A 17872-nucleotide genomic window follows, 5' to 3' on the forward strand; every position below is an offset into this window, starting at 1 on the left:
AGCAGAAATTTATTTCTGCTTTTTTTATTTTTTAGCGTAAAATTTTTATCTTTATACAACCCAAATCATACAAATATGTCAGATCAATCATCACCTCATGACGGCAAGCACTTTGTCGTTCAGAAAGGCAAGGCTGAATGCAATCAGGGAAATCAGTTTCCTCAGTATAAAGTCACGGCTCATAAACAGCATTATTGGAATGATTCTGAAGGAAGTGCAGATTATCTTGCCGTAACAGAAGACGATCTCCAGTTCAATCCTCCCGGGCCAAGTTTTGGTCAGTGTAAGTTGAAACCTAGCTCAGGAGGGTATTTGCCATGCTCATATTCTCCGGCAGGAAAATGGCAGAAAACCTACGACAAAGTGAAAGTAATGGATAAAAAGATCGTTACCGAAGAATCAGAGCTGCAATGTGTTATAGGAGGAAAGATTACGATAAAAGATCATGGTCAGCGTGGAGAAATGAGCAAGGATAACGTAAAAAATGCGGATAGCAAAACGGTTCAGCATATCAATCCGCTTGTGAAAATAGACGACTTCAAAGAGACAGTTGAAGAAAGTGAAATAGATGCTTATTAACTCTTAAAAAACTTTCTGATATGTCTAAACAAGGAGTTTCAAAAATATCAGGGAATCCTGCTCCCAAAGTAGGAGAAAAGACCCTGTATACAATTGCGGGATGGTATCCGTCGACACCAAAAAATAAACAGAATCCTGCATTGGTAACCTGGGAGTTATTTAAAAAACGTTCCAACGGAAGTTTTACCACCACCAACATCAAAAAAAAAGGTGATGGCAATTTTACTTTCGGAGAAGTAGCTTCAAAGCATACTTACCGCTTGGAAGCATATCTTTATGAGCCTGAAGGTAAGGGTTCCACAACCATTGATATTACGCCGCAGCCATCCGGAGTTCCAAAAATTAATAAAGTTGAATTACATTATATTGATGATTCTAAAGGAGCTGTTTTTAGTTATACCGAAAAATTGGTTGCCAAGGCTCAGTGTGTAAATCTTATAGGGGAGAAACTCTTATTCACACTTTGGGAAGATGACGCAAAAGGGGAGGGGCATAATTCAAACAACCTTTTTGTTGACAGTAAACAAGCTATTGTAGGAAAAAATGGTATGGCAACCGCAGAGTTTCTTTTAACGAAAGCTTTAATGCAGAAAGCCTCAAAAGGAGAAACAGATCCTGAAAAAATGGAGTTTTATGTAATGGTTGAATATTATAAAAATAAAAAGCATGCTACCGCTAATATCGACGTAAAAAATCCCGAACATAAACATAAACCTGCAGAACAGCCAAAACCTGCCCCAAAAGCACCTGCTTCTGAACCTCAGGGCAAACAGCCTCCCAAAACAAAAGATTCACCTGTAGGACAGGAGCCTGAAGCTAAAGCAGAAACTAAAGGCACAGTTGAACCTCAGAAACCCGCCACCCAGCCGAAACCTGAAGGCAAAAGTACCAGTGTTGTGGATAATGTAAAAGTAGAAGGTCTTTTGGATGCTTATTTTGCTAAAGAAGAATTTAAAAAAGAGACTTCAGAAGCTGCGGGACAGCATCAGTACACATTCCAAAGCAATAATAACAATATTGATAAAGATAAAATTGCCGGAATCATTAAAGCCAGAGTGGATGATTTGGTTAAAAATGATAAAAAATATGCTAAACTTGAGGACATCAAAACTGCACTCACGCAAACTTCGTATAAAAAAGGTGAAAGTATTTCTGTAAATTTATACAAACTTGGCCCCGAATTCGTAAGAATCAACAACGCGCCTCTGGAAGAGGAAGTGTATGTGGTTGCCAGAACGATGTTGTTGGATGGTAAAGAAGTCAGTATTAATATTAGAGAAAAAGATGCAATTTTAGTTGAAAAAGATGCAAATTTACCGGTTTTAGAAGGTAGAGAAAATGGGAATGAAATTACAACCTTAAAAGCTACTGCTCAAGGCGGCTTAGCAAAAGTAAAAATAAAACTCCGCCCAAAATCTGATGAAAATTTAGTGACTTGGAAAGATAAGTTAAGCGGAATAAAAGACGGAACTCATACGTATAAATTCGGAAGCAATGGCAATAAGACAGCAACGGCAGAACAGAAAAAGAAAATAGCAGGCATTGTTGCCAATAAAATTAAGGATGAACTTGAAAAAGAGAAAAAATTTCCGAAAATAGAAACCATCGAAAAGGCTTTGACCAATGAGGTTTATAATAAAGATCAGGAGATAACTTTCGATGTTTATAAAAGTGTGACAGAATATCTTTGGCTGAAAGCAGAATGCACAGGAGATATTAAGAAACATAACGGAGAATTCCTGAAAAAAGATGGCGCTTATTTTGAAATTGGCAAGAAATGTGAATGTGAAGCAAGAATCAGAGCATTTATGAGAATGCTTAGGGTAGGAGAAGGTACAGAAGGTGAAAAAGGCTACACAACACAATATAGCGGAACACAGTTTTCAGATATGACCAAACATCCTGAAAATGTGATCACAGCCGGGGATTATTCATCTTCAGCAGCCGGAGCTTATCAGATAATGAGATACACCTGGTGGTGGCTGAAAGGAGAACAACTGACCAAAGACAATAAGAAAGCCGGAGTCTATGAAGAAGCTCACGATTATATTAAAAAATATTCGGTGCCGGACTTTACTGCAGAATCGCAGGACAAACTTTGTATTTTGATTCTTAAACATAAAAGAGCAGGAAGTTTACCATTAATCACGAAAAATCAGGTAAAAGAAGCATTGGAGCAATATGGAAGTTATGAATGGGCAAGTTTACCGCCGGGAAGGTACGGACAGCCTGCTCAGACAATGACTGCCGCTTTAGAAAAGTATGATAAGTTTTTAAAAGAAGAATTGGGCGGTACTACTGATCTACATCTTAAAAAAGGATTTTTAAAAGAATTCGGAATTCAGTGTAACTGCGGAAAGATCGGTGGAAGCTCAGAATGGCACAATCCTTTGGATAATATGGAGTTAAGAGGATGGTATTCAGATACACAATGGTCACCAGGGAAAAGTGATTACCATGGAAGAACAGGTGGTAAGCATGATGGTTTAGACCTGTATGCTCCTGTAGGAACGCAGATATATGCCTGTGTTGACGGGGAGATCACTTATTTAGAAGATCCCAACGGATACGGAAACAGAACATTTTTAGAAGGTAATTATAACGGACAAAAATATTTTTTCATGTATTGTCACCTTTCAGAATATACAACAGGTCAGGTAAGTGCAGGAGATCCGATCGGAAAAACAGGACAGACAGGAAACGCAAGCGGACAGGCTGCAAAAATGGCTCACTTACATTTTGAGGTCAGAAAAGAGAAGATGTCGAAACCATCTTTTAATCCGCTTACGGAAATTACAGAATTAGGAACGGATGTTAATGTAAATCCGGACCAAAACAACCAAACAGGAACATAAATGAAACATAACGTAATTTTTTATTTATCACTTTGTATGTTAGGGTTTTCATGCAAAGAAAATCGAAATTTAACAGAAAAAAATGCAGCAGCCGATATCAATGTACAGAGTAAAAATAAATATAATATTCCTTCTGATTTAAAAATTCAGAGTCAGGAAGAAATAAATATTGATGGCGATCCTGAAAAAGAAGTGATCATCACAGCATCAGATTCTGCGGCCGAGAATACACATGAATTTTGGTTTAAAAATGAGAAACTCATGTATCAGTTTACCTATCCGTGGGCTTCGATCAATAAAAAATGGCTCGTAGATCTGGATAACGATGATAAAAAAGAAATTGTAAGGGCTCAGGGTTATGAAGACGGGGTAGATTATGCAATTTATGATATTGTGGAAAATCAGCAGAAGCCGGTTTTATATTTTAATCCGGTTTTGCAGGATAGTCGATTTCCCGGTGTTTATTTATGGGCTTATCCTAATGATATCACTGGGTTGATCATTAATCCGCAAAAGGAATTACAGGTTTCTTTAGATAATAATTATCAAAGAGATGATGAGCATACTGTTCCGAATAATCAGAAAGAATTACCTTTTGTATTCTTCAAAGGTCAGACAAAACAGTCGGATATGAGGATATCTAAAATGAACCAACCTCAATCTATGACCCTCGCTGGGATAGTAAACAGTGTACGAAATAATGGTGGGACAACTGCAAAAGCAGCTCAGTCGGACAAACAATGGATCGGCAATTACACAGCTCGTTTTCTGAGAATGAAAGAAGAATCCGGTGATCCTCGGGGTTGGGGGCAGATATCGGTTAAAATTGATGGTAATTCGGCTAAGTTTCAGTTAGACAGTTATGTAGAAAATATTAAAAAAGATTTAACAGTAATAAATACAACGGCAGATGAAATAATACTTGCTGAAAAAGATAATAAAAAATCGACATTTACAATTTCCAAAAACAAAAATAAGTATGTATTAAAAAGCGTTTTCATCAATCAGACCGTAGGTGATACAAGCTCATACGAACTTGAAAAGAAATAAAATAGATAATTTTATTATACCTAAATCTTTAATGGATTTATAAAAAATAGTGTACAGATCTTGTATGATGTTTTTTTATTTTAATTAATCTTTAAATGTCATATTTTATAGAATTTAGTAATATAATATTATTTTTTAAGAGAATATTTTTAACTAAATTGCTTTGCATCAAAAAAAACAAACACTATGATTGTTCATTTTATACTTCATGGAGAAACACTGGAAAGTATATCTGAAGAAATTAAACTCGAAAACCCCAAATACCTCAAAGAATATCACAATAAACGTTGTGCAAGGGAAGATTATATTCAGGATGAACTAATTCCGCGGAAAAAACTATTAATTCCCGACTTAAAGGATATCAACGAATATAATTCGAGAAACGATGCGCCTTTCAAACATCCCAAACTAAATCCGGTATTATCTTTTGATCCCGAAAATTTCAGCAAAATATATGATGTAAATATCAACGAAATTACAAAAAACGAAGCTGGAAAAAAAGGCAATTTTATTTCTTTCACAGTTTCTTTAAAATGGGTCAGAAAAGATTCCGAGGAACATATTTTTCATCTTTTTAAAAATAATTTTTACGATCAGTCAGGAAGCAAAATGTCCGATCTGGCCACGGAATGTATGCGTTCTTTGAATCCGGCAGTTATTAAAACAGATTCAAAAGGAAAAGTTATTAGTATCAGTCTGAAAAAAGAAACCATTGATAATTTTCATTCAATAAAAGAGAAACTGCTCGATCTTTTTCCCGATAAATATGCTAAAATCTATATCGATGAATATGAAATGGCAGTTCTCGACCAAAAGTTATTTGATCAGAGAATGAGAGATGATACTTTTATCAAAACCTATTTTGCTCCCGTGAGAAATGAATTTATCAACGGAAAATCTTATGTTGAGCAGACCGTTGGAGAAGATAATACATCAATTACTATTCAACAAAAAGTTGGAAATGAAAATTATTCTCAGGAAATAAGTCTTGTGCAAATTTCTCCTTCAAATCCTGATGTTGATTTTAACGGAAAATATACACTGTTTTCTGAAAATGGGTTAATTAAAAATATTGACATCATTTATAGTATTTCCCGATATGGTGTGCAGAATGTGACTAATATAAAGATCAAGCAAAAATCATAAACTATCATCAATAAAGGGTTTATAAGTTTTTGTTTTTATCACCTGATCGTAGAATTACTACATCAAATCGTAGAATTACGACAAATTTTTAAAATTACTTTCAAATGCTTTCGAAAAATAATTAACCGTTTTATATTTGTTGAACAATCACTGAGTCACAAAATACTATTAACGATTAAAAATTTACTATCATGGCAGCAAATTCAAGAGGAATTTTAAAATTCAACGGAGGCGAGGGTCAAAAGTTATTGAAACTGAATTACAGTGTTTCAAGATCAACAGACGTATCTGGTAGAGTAGCGTCAGACCCCTCAAACGCAATCATCAAATTAACCGTAGAAGCAACAGAAAAATCTGATATTCTGGAAAGCTTACTAAACGGAAAGTACAAGCCTACAAGCGGAGAAATTACTTTCAACAAGTCTCACGAAGAAGGTACATTGATCACTTTAAACTGGGAAAACGGATACGTAATTCAGCATGAAGTAGACTTCGATGCAGTAGACGAGAACAGCATGTTGATCAGCTTTATCATAAGTGCAGAAAAAATCAATTATGGTAATTCTGCTTACGAAGGTCTGTGGCCGTCTAGCTAAAATTTACCCATAATCAACATTCATAAAAAAGACTGTCCCCTCAAGGCGGTCTTTTTTACCATTACCCAATATATCCATTTCAAAGTTTGAATTTTTTTATGATTTTTTAATATTTTAATTAAAAATATTCTTTTAAACTTAGCTGAGTGAAACGCCTTTGCGAACGCAAAATATCCTCAATCATTTCAAAAAAAATCTTTGAGGGCTTCGCGTTAAAAAAAGTAAATATTCAGATAATTTTTTTCCTGTAATGTTAACTATATCACATTTAAAAGACATATCTAATATTATTGAAAAAAAACTAATATCTTAGTAAATAATAAAAATTTTAATGATTGTGGATTAATATTTGTTTAAAATTTAATGAAAACATAATCAAAACACCACACACCGAAATCAGATATAGTATTAATTTTTGAGAAAAATAGTAAAATGGGAGTACTAGTAACCAACGAGACAGTAAAACAGCTTTTTCATATTGCACAATCAATCGCGCGAGAAAATTATAATGCCACTTACGGTGGTCCGCATATTCTGCAGGCTTTAATGCACAAAGATATCGGTCTTAATGAATTTTTAAAAAACATAGATAAAGATCCGGGATATTTTTACGAATGGGCAGATGTCCGTATTGAAGATTATCCTAAAACTACACATCTTCCCGATGAGGCTAAACCAGATGAATTTGTAGACAATATTATTGAGGAAGCAGATGATATTCGTTTGAAGTTAGGGCTGGACGAGATCACTCCTATTTGTCTTTTAACGGCTATCGTAAAACCGCAGGTTGTTTTTTCACTGCAGCAGTTGAAGTCATTACCGCTCAGAGAACACGAAATATTCAATTTATACAGAAAAGATACACCATTTGGAAATTCTGAGGAGGATGGAATTTCTTCCTTATTTTCAAATGGTTCAGACTATTCAGATAATTCTTTTCCATCCATTAAAGCCTATTGTGTAGACAGAACGGCTCAGGCCAGAAAAGGTGATCTGGAAAATATCATCGGAAGAGATAAAGAACTGAGAATGTTGGTTGAAATTCTTTGTAGAAGAACGAAACCCAATGTAATTATCATCGGAGAACCCGGAGCTGGTAAAACTGCTTTGGTAGAAGGTTTTGCCACTGAAATTATCAAAGGAAACGTTCCCGAAATGCTTAAAAACGGAACTCTTTTAGAACTTGACACAGGAGCTTTACTAGCCGGAACTTCTTATAAAGGCGAAATTGAAGACCGTCTTAAAAAGATTATTACTGAATGTAAAAAGATTGAAAAAGCAATTCTTTTCATTGATGAAATTCACACGCTTTTAGATCCAAAAGGAAGCATCGGAAATGTTGCTAATTTGTTAAAACCAGAACTGGCAAGAGGAGAAATTACCGTAATCGGAGCCACAACTCAGGAAGAATATAGAAAGATCATTGAGCCGGAACAGGCTTTCAACCGTCGTTTTGAAGTTTTAACGGTCAACGAACCGGACGAAAAAACGTGTGTTAAAATGATCGATGTTTTATTAGAAGGTTACAAAAAACACCACGGAATTGAAGTTGAAAAAACGGCTCTTCCCGAATGTGTCCGCTTAGCAAAACGTTATGCAAAAGGTAAAAAGTTACCTGATGCAGCAATTGATTTGCTTGACAGAACAATGGCCGCAATTAAAATGCTTGACGAACTTTCAGAAAAAGAATTAGAAAGCTGGAAAGGCATTTATGAAACCATTTTACAGGAAGAATATCTGGATGATAAAGACAAAGCAGACGAATTGATCTGGAATTATAATTTATTGAGAGATAAAATAAGTCCAATTTTGTGGGGTTCTTTAAGTGAACAGCCACAAATTGACAATTCAATGCCTGTCGAGGAAATTCAGAAGATAATTGAAGAAACTTATGCTGAACTTTTACAGCACGCATCAAAGAAAAGAGAAAAAGTAGATCGTTTGGAATTGGCAGCTGTGATGGCAGCGAAAACAAACATCCCGATCGGGAAAATCCAGGCACAGGAAAAAGAAAAACTTCTGAACATGGAATCTATGTTGCTTAATAGAGTTGTCGGTCAGGATCATGCGTTGAAAATCCTTTCCGATGCGATCGTTGAAAACCGAAGCGGATTAAACAAACCCGGACAGCCAATCGGTTCATTTTTCCTTTTGGGACCAACGGGAACAGGGAAAACTGAGTTGGCAAAATCAATGGCGGAACTGCTTTTTAATGACGAAAAAGCAATGGTTCGTTTTGATATGTCTGAGTTTAAAGAAGAGCATTCGGCGGCACTTTTATACGGTGCGCCTCCGGGATATGTTGGTTACGAGGAGGGAGGAATGTTGGTGAATAAAATTCGTCAGCAACCTTACACCGTAGTTTTATTTGATGAAATTGAAAAAGCGCATCACTCAGTTTTTGATGTGTTTTTACAGATCATGGACGAAGGAAAAGTACATGATAAGCTTGGAAAAGAGGGGGATTTCAGCAATGCGATCATTTTATTTACTTCAAATATCGGAAGCGAAGAAATTGTAAAGCAGTTTGAGGAAGGAAAAGTTCCGCAATCACCTGCATTAATGCAAATTATGTCTAATTCAGGTAAATTCAGACCGGAATTTTTGGCAAGAATCACAGAAATTATTCCTTTTGCACCGATTACAGAATCTATTGCAGAAAGAATCTTTAATATTCAGTTAAAATCACTTCACGCGTCACTTCACAGATTAGGAATGACTTTAAAAATAACGGATGAAGCCGTGAAAAACCTTGCATTAGGAGGGTTCAGCAGTAAATACGGAGCGAGACAGATTTCAGGAGTGATCCGGGCGCAGTTGGCTAGACCGATTTCCAAAATGATCGTGAGAGAAGAAGTAAAAGCCGGACAGACACTGAATGTTGACTGGCAAGAGGATGCATTAACATGGAAAGTAGAATAAAATAAAGTAAAAAAGGCAGATTTGCTGTTTTTAACAGAACGGCAAATTTGTCAAAAAATATAAACATGAACTTCAAAAATATTTTTTTAGGAATAATATTGATGAGTTCTTCACAATTTGTGAACGGACAGTTTCTTGCTGCATCTGATACTTCGGAAAACAGCGTGAGACGATATAAAAATATCATTAATTCAAATAAAGAGATCGTTGATTTTATTGAATATTCTCTTGCTCAGAAAGGGTTGCCGAGACATTTGAGGAATTTAGCTTTAATTGAATCTCATTTTGACAGAAACATCACTTCCGGAGCCGGAGCGGTGGGCGCCTGGCAGCTTATGACCTCTCATGCCAATCAGTACGGGCTTTCGGAGCAAAATAGAAACGATTTGTATAAAAGTACAAAAGTAGCGGTGGTTTCTCTGACGAATCTTTATAAAAAATATAACAATTGGGTGACCGTCGTGGCTGCTTATAACTGTGGAGAAGGAAATATAGCCAAAGCAATGCAGGCTGCAGGTTCTTCACAGTATCATGTTTTTTCTAAATATCTTCCGCTGGAAACCATTAATCATGTCAAAAAATATTTAAATGCATGCTATGCGACCGGAGAACTGCAAAGCGTTTTGAGTAATTATAATTCTTCGCGAATGAATACCGTTTTCTTCGTAAACGGAGGAAGCGGAAAAGATAACTCCACGTTGGCGGAAACAGAAATCAATGCAGGATTTAATTTAAATGTAATTGCGGATGAGCTTGATGTAGATGTTGATAAACTTCTCTCATGGAACCCGGGAATTACAGAAGAACTACAAAATAAAGGCGAAAGTATGTTGTATCTTCCAACAGATCTGATGCCTGATTTTTTAATGAGAAAGACCAAAATACTTTCCAGATCAATTAAAGAAGGAAAATGATATAAAGAACCAAACACCACACACCAAACCACAAAATAACACGGGGAGATAATGTTTAACCTATCTAAACGCAGATAATATGAAAACAGAATCACAAAATATACTGAACAGCCCTTCCTATCGTCCGTCACAGAATGCAGACGGCGTATCGGAAAGCCATCACGCCGGGATCAACAGGCTGGTGAAATTATCCTTGGTCATTGAAGGCAAAGTAATCAAGTATTACAAACACTTTAAGCTGAAACAAAGCGCACAGCGTCACCATGAGTTTACGCTCACTTTGGCGCACGACACGTTAGGAAATAATCAAAATCATACCTTGGAAGAGGCTAATAAATTCCTCGGAAAACGTTTGACAGCCGTTATTTCATTCAAAGATATAGAAAACAGTCCTGAAAGAACTTTTGTTGGAGTGATCACAGGAGTTGGTTTCAGTCAGGAGAAAATGAGCCTAGGAAATATTGTTCTGTCTGGTTTCAGTCCGACCATTTTACTGGACGGAGCCCGTCATATTCAGAGTTTTGGAGGTGATAAATCTGTCAATATGGGGATCATTGCTGAAGAAGTAATAAAACAGGGAATCGATAAAAGCCGTTTTGATATCAGAATTGATGCGAACGATTATTCTCAGATCATTTACAGCAGTCAGTATGATGAAACGCACTATAATTACCTGGCAAGAATGGCGGAAGCTTACGGTGAACAGTTTTATTATGACGGTGAAGTCCTTCATTTCGGGAAACTTCCGCCTCAGAATAAACCAATCAAGCTTATTTACGGAAGCAATGTTAATGATATTAAGGTTGAATTAAAAGCAAATCATACAAAACCTCAGTTTTATGGCTACAACAGCAGTAAAAATGAAAAACTTACGTCCGGAGCAACACCAATTCTGCATAAAAGCGATTTAGCAAAAACTGCTTACGAGCATAACGATAAAATTTATAAAACGCCGGCTCTTCAGGTGGCGCCAATTAAAGCATCAACCCATCTTGATGTTGAATATTCTCAAAAAAGTTCATCAGGAAGTGAAGCGGTAAACGTATTTTCATTGTCAGGAAATACCACTGTTCCGTTTTTACATCCTGGTTGCGTTGCTGATGTTCAGATGAGAAAAGTTGATTCTAATGAAAGCTCTTATTTCACCAAGATCATGGTGACAGAAACGACTCATGAAATTGATACGATCGGTCATTATACAGGAACTTTTGAAGGAATTGCTTCAGATACCGGATTTTTACCGAAACCGGAATTCACGATGCCAAAAGCCGAACCGCAGATTGCAACCGTAATTTCAAATGCTGATCCGGAAGGACAGGGAAGGGTTCAGGTGAGATTCGACTGGCAAATGAATGATACAACACATTTCATCAGAATGATGAGTCCTGATGCAGGAGGAACGGATCAAATCAGCCAAAACAGAGGTTATGTTGCCATTCCCGAAGTTGGAGATCAGGTGATGGTGAATTTCGTTCACAGCCATCCGGACAGACCTTTCGTAATGGGAGGAATGTTTCATGGTGGAGTAGGATTAGGCGGTGGTGTGGATAACAGAGTGAAATCAATTCAAACCAGAAGCGGTCACCGAGTGGTTTTCACGGAAGATGAGAGCATTATTATTACAGATAAATCAGGAAACGAAATTCATTTGGACACCACAGGAAGCAATATCACAATCACTGCTCCCGAAACAATGACATTGAATTGCAGAAATATGAATATCAATGTCGGTGAAAATATGACGACCAACGTCGGAGTAAATAAAATGGATACGATTATGATGAATCACAGCGAAAGCATAGGTTCTATGAAATACGTTTCTACCGGAGCCGATTTTATTACCAATGTAACCGGAAAAATGACGGAATTTATTCAGGGAAATAAAGAATCTCATACTGAAAAAGACAGATTACGTGTAGCCAACGGACAAATTACCACGCAAAGTCAGGGAACTTTTGAGCAGCATGCTGAAAAAGAAGTGCAGAACAACTCGGGACAGAAATCTAAAAATTACTAAATCTTTTGTAAAATGGGTAAGGAATCTTACATAGGTGGTGATTACATAGAGACAACCGGAGGTGATGCCAAAGTTTTTGCAGGAAAAAGTATTGTAAACTCTTCTGCAGATAAATTTGCTCAAAAAGGCAAAGAAAAAGGAGTGAGCTATAATGTGAGCGCTCCACCGCCGTCATTGGGAAGTTTAGATCTCATTAAGATTAAAATAAATACAACTTTCGATATTTGTCATGATGAGGTTGATTCTTTCAGCGAGTTTAAAAATTTCTGGGTATTAGAAGACAAAGGAAAATATTATCATTGGCTGAGTCTAAGATCTAATGCTGATGACAAAAATAAGCCTGATCCTTTACCAATAACCCTTGCAAGCACCGACAATTTTGTGCTTACAGCTACTTTTAAAACAAAAGCGCCGATGGCCTGCAAGATCAGGATAAAAGATGCTAATAATAAATATGTTTTTAAAGAACAGCAGCATCCTAAAAAAAATAAGGATGAGGAACATGAGCTTACATTTACCTGTGATACAAAACCTTATAAAGATACCGTACAGTATTTTGAAAATTTCACTCTCAATTTTGAATATTCAGAAGACGGAACCAATTGGGTACCCATGAGAAGTGTTAAGTTTTGTTTTTATCTTACAATCGGAAATCCGGGGTATGACCAGTTATCTCCGTCATCGGGCAGAGGAGGTGAATATACCGCCGAAGATGGAAACAGGATGATCATCAATAAAGCAAATAGCAAAGAAAGCATTTTAGAAACATTCCTGTATCTTGGCTGTAAGTTTGGAAAAGGATCTAAAAATGCTGATGAAATCATGACCAATGTTTTCAATCACATAAAATCTTTAAATGTTGAAAGAGCCCGTGTGAAAGGAGCTATGGGATATTGGCGAAATACCAGTTCATTACATGCAAGCAGTATGCGATACCGTGGCGTAAGATATTTAATAAAATATGGTGAGGCAAGATGTGGAGAATGGAGTTCGTTTTTACAGGATATCTGCAAGATACAATCTGACACCTTATTTGGAGGTAAGTTTGATGATTTTGTAATATTCCCGACAGGAACTACAGATAGCAGCGGATATAAAAATTCTCTGTTTTTAGTTAAAGAATGGACAATAAAAGATCCCGCAGCGCCTGTTGACATAAAGCAAAAGGCACAGGATCTGAAAAATGTTCCGCTGAATTTATTCTGGGATCATGTATTTACCAAATACGGAAACAAATATTTTGATCCTTCTTATGGCTTAACTTCGGCTACAACTTTTGCAAATGATGATGCTTTATTAAAAGATTATTCGGGGAAAGCTCTAAGCGGTATTTTATATGGTAAAATAGATCCAACCAACCCTGTGATAGACGCTATAATATATAAACCACAGGCCGGAAAATATATAGAACCGTTTAATGCGTATAGTCTTACTCCGGTACAAAAAAATAACTATAAGTATAAGACTGTGGTCACCAATATGCAGAAGGAACTGAGTAAACAGGTTATTCCTAACTAAAAAGAATGTTATGAAAAAGATACTTTTTTTAATATTAGTTTTCTTACTAAATTTTGTCTCATGTCAAACCAATATAAAATCTAATATGAATACAGATGCCGAATTGATATTTTCCAAAGAATTAGATAAAAATATTTCTGTTGAGTGCTTTGTCAGCAATGGCAATGATAATTTTGCTTGGGAATTTAAAATTAAAGGCAAAGAAAATAAAACAGTTGATAAATTTAAGATCAATAAACAAAAATTACAGGAATACAGCCCATTGGCAAACCGTCCAGATTTTTACAAACAGTTAAAAGTTATTTCGGTCTTTAAAAATGGGGATAATTTAGTTTTTCTGTTGGATAAATTCGGGCAGGTTGATGCGCAGGTTTATCCTTTATCTGACAGCGGTCCTAAAACAGTTATTCCTGTGAAAACATATCAACTGTCTCCAATGGATACCGAATTGCTGGGCGAAGACTTTCAGGATGTGAAGCTGGTTAACAATACAATCTATGGCCTTTCAAAACATCTTAGAGGAAACAGCGGATTGTATTATATTTTGATGGTCAATCTGGATAGCAAAAAATCTTCGGAAGCGTCAGTAAATGTTTCTTCTAAAGAATCTGTTGAAGATGAAAAAGTCGATCATAAAACAATTGTTCAGTTAGAAGACAGTTCTTCCAAATCCACAGGTTTTGGGTTTAAATTTTTATTATTAAATAATGATCTTGTAGATGTAGAAAAGAACAATTCAAAATTTGCATTGAAAAAGATCGGTTTTAAATCTTCCGAAATTGATAAAACTAAGAGTATTAATAATATTATAGAATAAATTAATTGAAAGTTTTAAAGAAAATGAACTTATTTAAACTTTTTGTTTTAACCACAAAAGCAACAAAAGATTAACACACTAGATATTTTAAGTTAACCAATAAACCACAAATAAGACCACATAAGTTTTAAAAATCTTTGATTTTTATTCTTTTGAGAGCTTTTGTTTTCAAAATAGCTAAACTTTAAATCATCTTTTGTGGTTAAAACAAAAAGTTTAAACAGGTTTAATGCCTAAAATGTCTTATTTATAAAATAGGACATTTTTATTGTAAGGATAATTTCTGAAAATTTTAAATCATAACTGCTTTCAAAATAGGAATCAAACGTTAATAAGAGTTAATTGAATCTTAAATAAATCTTAATATTTCCCGTTTTAGTGTGAAAATATGCATTAATTCAATATTGATAAATTGCTATAAAACACCATTAATAAAGGAAATTATTAATAATTTTAAGTCAAATGTCGTAGAATTACTACATCAAATCGTAGAAATACTACAAAAAATCAGATTGAGGTTTGAAAACTTTCAGGGTAGGAATAAGGAGTATATCTTTGCTATAGAAATCAATCACCAAATCACAAAATATTAACGATTAAAATTTACAAAACATGGCAGCAAATTCAAGAGGAATCTTAAAATTCAACGGTAGCGAAGGTCAAAAATTATTAAAGCTAAATTATAGTGTATCAAGATCTACAGACGTTTCAGGACGTGTAGCATCAGACCCTTCAAATGCAATCATCAAACTTACAATTGAAGCAACAGAAAAATCAGACATTCTGGAAAGCTTACTAAACGGAAAGTACAAACCTACAAGCGGAGAAATTACTTTCAATAAATCTCACGAAGAAGGTACATTAATTACTTTGAACTGGGAAAACGGATACGTAATTCAGCATGAAGTAGACTTCGATGCAGTAGACGAAAACAGCATGTTGATCAGTTTCATTGTAAGCGCAGAAAAAATCAATTATGGTAATTCTGCTTACGAAGGTATCTGGCCAGGAGGCACTAACTAACAGTTACAATCATCTTAGTAAAAATAAAATTGGTACAGAATAGTGCGCTCCTCACAGAGTAAGCTATTCTGTTTTTTTATGAAAAATAAATTATTTCAGATTTAAAATACTGTAAATCAGATTTTTAAATTTAAAAACATTTGATTAATTAAAAGTTTATTTGATTTTTTTTATCGAATAAATTTTAGCATTTAAAACACATATACACCAATTAACCAAAATCACAAGGCTATGTTTCAGGATGATAACACGCCAAGAACTCCGGCTTCCAAAACCGGAAAACCATCTGTAACCAAACAAATGGGCGATACGGCAAAAACACAAGCTGTAAGTAAAGCTGACCAAAAGATTCAGGAAAAAACAAACGGAAAAGTTCAGAAAGCAACAGAAACTCTTGCAACGGCTCAGGCCTATTCAGGAATTGCCCAAAATTCTTCCGGAATGTTTATGAATCAGGTAAAACAGGCAAATATTCCAACTTTGGTTGAAGATAAAGTCTGGTCTAAACAGCCCACCTCCAAAATACACAATGCCAATGCAATCCCTGAAAGTCAGGTTTTAGGAATCAATCGCGTGGTAAAACTTGACATTATTATTGAAGGTAAGGTCATCAAACATTTTAAACATTTTAAATTAAAGCAAAATGCAGTCAAGCACCACGAATTTGATCTGATGCTTGCTCACGATTCCTTAGGAAATGCAGAAAACCATAATTTAGAAGAAGCCCAAAACTTTTTAGGAAAACGAATTACCGTTATTTTTAAATATAAAGATGTTGAAGACGGTCCCGAGAGAAGCTTTGTGGGCGTGATTACAGAAGTTGGCTTTAGTCAGGAAAAGGGAAGTTTGGGAAATATTGTTCTTACAGGTTTCAGTCCGACAGTTTTGTTGGATGCTGCTCCACACATTCAAAGTTTTGGAGGAGGTCAGGAAATAAGCCTGAACAGTATTGCTGACCAGGTCATTAAAGAAGGGTTGGGGCAAAATAAATTCGATTTCAGAGTAGATTCGCAACACGGGAATGTTTCTTACAGTTCTCAATACGAGGAAACCCATTACAATTATCTTGCAAGAATTGCTGAAGCGTATGGCGAACAGTTCTATTATGACGGTGAAGTTCTTCATTTCGGGAAGCTTCCGCCACAGGAACAGCCCGTAAAACTTACGTACGGAAGCAGTGTAAATGATGTTAAAATAAAAATGAAAGCCCAACACGTAAATCCCACTTTTTACGGTTACAACAGCAGTAAAAATGAGAAATTAACGACAGGGAATTCAAAAATAACTCATACTTCAGATATTGCTAAAAGAGCTTACGAGATTTCAGAAAAAACATTTCAAACGCCCTCTTTAAGGGTTGCTCCGATCAAGGCATCTTCTTTTATGGATATTGATGCTTCCCAAAAAGGAACTGCAGGAAGTAAAGCTTCTGATGTATTTGTAACCTCGGGAGCCACTACTGTTCCATTTTTATATCCGGGATGTATTGCAGACATTGAAATGCGTAAGACAGATACCAATCAGACTTCTTATTTCACCAAATTAATGATCGTAGAAGTGAATCATGAAGTGGATGCAAGAGGATATTATACGGGAACTTTTGATGCAATTGCTTCGGATACCGGATTTATTCCGCGACCAGAATTTCAGTTGCCAAAAGCCGAACCTCAGTTTGCAAAAGTAATTTCCAATACAGATCCGATGAATCAGGGGCGTGTGCAGGTTCAGTTTGATTGGCAAAATGGCTCAACCACCACAGAATTTATACGAGTAATGACTCCAGATGCAGGAAGTAGTGATAAAGTAAATAAAAATCGAGGGTTTATGGCAATTCCTGAAGTTGGAGATCAGGTAATTGTGAATTTTGTTCATCAACATCCCGACAGACCTTTCGTAATGGGCGGAATGTTCCACGGAGGAGTTGGCGGCGGGGGCGGACAAAATAATAACATTAAAAGTCTAAGCAGCCGAAGTGGAAATAAATTAGAACTCGATGACGGCGCAGGTTCGGTTTTCCTTACCGATCAGGGCGGCGCGAATATGAAGTTTGACGGTGCAGGAAATGCCACAACCAACGCCAACAACGATAAAACGGTTTCGGTAGGAAATAACAACACTGTGAATACTGGAAGCAAGAACATAATCAATGTCGGAAGTAAAGATGGTGGCGGTGCAAATTCTATGTTTTCTATGGATAATGCAGGAAATATTTCGTTGGAATGTGATACTAATATCACCATTAAAACAGGGGCAAGCTCAATCACATTAAACACCGACGGAACGATTATTCTCAGCGGAAAAATAATCGGTATCGGCGCTGAAGGAATAGGAATTGCAGCTTCCAAAGGTGTTGACGTCTCTTCTCCGGCCAACCATATCGGTGGCGGACAAACGAAAATAGACGGCGGTGATGCTTTTATTAATTAAAATCTGAT

The 17872-nt window shown here is 36.0% G+C and carries 12 protein-coding genes; all 12 read left to right on the forward strand.

The annotated features are described in order from the left end of the window. Positions 1-75 precede the first annotated feature (75 nt). The 12 genes from BT156_RS09945 (at position 76) to BT156_RS10000 (ending at position 17864) form a co-directional block, all read left to right on the forward strand. Entirely contained in the window at positions 76-579 is a 504-nt protein-coding gene (locus tag BT156_RS09945) for a DUF4280 domain-containing protein (RefSeq protein WP_072409665.1), read from the forward strand. Between the two features lie 20 nt (positions 580-599). Next, complete coding sequence (locus BT156_RS09950) at positions 600-3434, forward strand: peptidoglycan DD-metalloendopeptidase family protein (RefSeq protein ID WP_072409667.1); 2835 nt, start codon at positions 600-602, stop codon at positions 3432-3434. Beyond that, on the forward strand, positions 3435-4484 hold the full coding sequence (locus BT156_RS09955; RefSeq protein WP_139255449.1) for a hypothetical protein: 1050 nt from the start codon (positions 3435-3437) through the stop codon (positions 4482-4484). Positions 4485-4670: 186 nt separating this feature from the next. Further along, on the forward strand, positions 4671-5630 hold the full coding sequence (locus tag BT156_RS09960; RefSeq protein ID WP_072409671.1) for a hypothetical protein: 960 nt from the start codon (positions 4671-4673) through the stop codon (positions 5628-5630). A 191-nt stretch (positions 5631-5821) separates the two neighbouring features. Next, positions 5822-6226, forward strand: coding sequence for a type VI secretion system tube protein TssD (gene tssD, locus BT156_RS09965; RefSeq protein WP_072409673.1), 405 nt, complete (start codon positions 5822-5824; stop codon positions 6224-6226). Between the two features lie 432 nt (positions 6227-6658). After that, positions 6659-9148 (forward strand): ATP-dependent Clp protease ATP-binding subunit, encoded by a 2490-nt coding sequence (locus tag BT156_RS09970; RefSeq protein ID WP_072409675.1) that lies wholly within the window; start codon positions 6659-6661, stop codon positions 9146-9148. A gap of 65 nt (positions 9149-9213) precedes the next feature. Then, positions 9214-10062 carry a lytic transglycosylase domain-containing protein gene (locus tag BT156_RS09975; RefSeq protein ID WP_228430081.1) on the forward strand — a complete coding sequence of 283 codons (849 nt, stop codon included), beginning with the start codon at positions 9214-9216 and terminating at the stop codon, positions 10060-10062. 79 nt (positions 10063-10141) lie between these two features. Then, positions 10142-12079 (forward strand): type VI secretion system Vgr family protein, encoded by a 1938-nt coding sequence (locus tag BT156_RS09980; protein ID WP_072409677.1) that lies wholly within the window; start codon positions 10142-10144, stop codon positions 12077-12079. Positions 12080-12091: 12 nt separating this feature from the next. Then, positions 12092-13597 carry a hypothetical protein gene (locus tag BT156_RS09985; protein WP_072409679.1) on the forward strand — a complete coding sequence of 502 codons (1506 nt, stop codon included), beginning with the start codon at positions 12092-12094 and terminating at the stop codon, positions 13595-13597. Positions 13598-13682: 85 nt separating this feature from the next. Beyond that, positions 13683-14414 (forward strand): hypothetical protein, encoded by a 732-nt coding sequence (locus BT156_RS09990; protein WP_072409681.1) that lies wholly within the window; start codon positions 13683-13685, stop codon positions 14412-14414. A 612-nt stretch (positions 14415-15026) separates the two neighbouring features. After that, positions 15027-15437, forward strand: a complete 411-nt coding sequence (tssD, locus tag BT156_RS09995) for a type VI secretion system tube protein TssD (RefSeq protein WP_072409683.1) — start codon at positions 15027-15029, stop codon at positions 15435-15437. 231 nt (positions 15438-15668) lie between these two features. Further along, positions 15669-17864, forward strand: coding sequence for a type VI secretion system Vgr family protein (locus tag BT156_RS10000; RefSeq protein WP_072409685.1), 2196 nt, complete (start codon positions 15669-15671; stop codon positions 17862-17864). The last annotated feature ends 8 nt before the right edge of the window (positions 17865-17872 follow it).

The organism is Chryseobacterium limigenitum (assembly GCF_900114875.1).
Lineage (GTDB): Bacteria > Bacteroidota > Bacteroidia > Flavobacteriales > Weeksellaceae > Chryseobacterium > Chryseobacterium limigenitum.